General features: G+C 68.0%; 1 protein-coding gene. It reads right to left on the bottom strand.

The genetic code is table 11. From position 1 onward, the window contains the following. Positions 1-96: 96 nt before the first annotated feature. Entirely contained in the window at positions 97-585 is a 489-nt protein-coding gene (locus OTB19_RS43305) for a hypothetical protein (RefSeq protein ID WP_267804358.1), read from the bottom strand. Between the last annotated feature and the right edge of the window lie 12 nt (positions 586-597).

The following is a 597-nucleotide window of genomic DNA, read 5'->3' as shown; positions in this document are numbered from 1 at the left end:
ACTGGCAGAACTGGCGAGACCGACACCGAGCCAGAGCACGCTGGCACCACCGGAGGACCCGTCTCGGACGGCCCGTCGAGAACCCGTACCCGCAGGTCACGTAACGAAGTGCGGCTGCCGTACCGGGCCGTAGACCTGCTTGACCTTGGAGTCGAGGTCGACGAAGACCACTTCGTCGTCCTTCGGGACGAGGCCGGTGTGGGCGGCCAGGTTGCAGGTGAACGTGCTTGTGGCCGACTCCAGTTGGCGTACGTGCCCCCAGGTGAAGGCGCGCAGGAAGGTGCCCAGCGTGGAGGGTGCCCGGACCCCGCCGAACAGCTTCGGCAGCCCGTCGTGCCGCAGGACGTCCAGGCCGTCGATGGAGTCGCCACCGGCGACCATGCCACCCACGATGCTTGTCACCTTCGCATCGGCGGCCGCGCCGGCGCCGTTCTTCGCGCCGTTCAGCTTGACCTTCTCGGCCACCAGGGCCGGCAGACAGCACCGCTCGGCAAGCCGGACGATCGGGACAAGTCCGGCATGCGCGATCAGATTCGGCTCGTCGAACGCCGCGAACACCGCCGCCGAGCTGTGGGAGGATTTCACTTACGAGGTGCC

It is taken from the genome of Streptomyces sp. H27-H5, assembly GCF_026627505.1.
In the GTDB taxonomy this organism is placed as follows: Bacteria; Actinomycetota; Actinomycetes; order Streptomycetales; family Streptomycetaceae; genus Streptomyces.
Note: the sequence above shows the minus strand (reverse complement) of the source record. Positions and strands in the feature narration are given on the sequence as shown.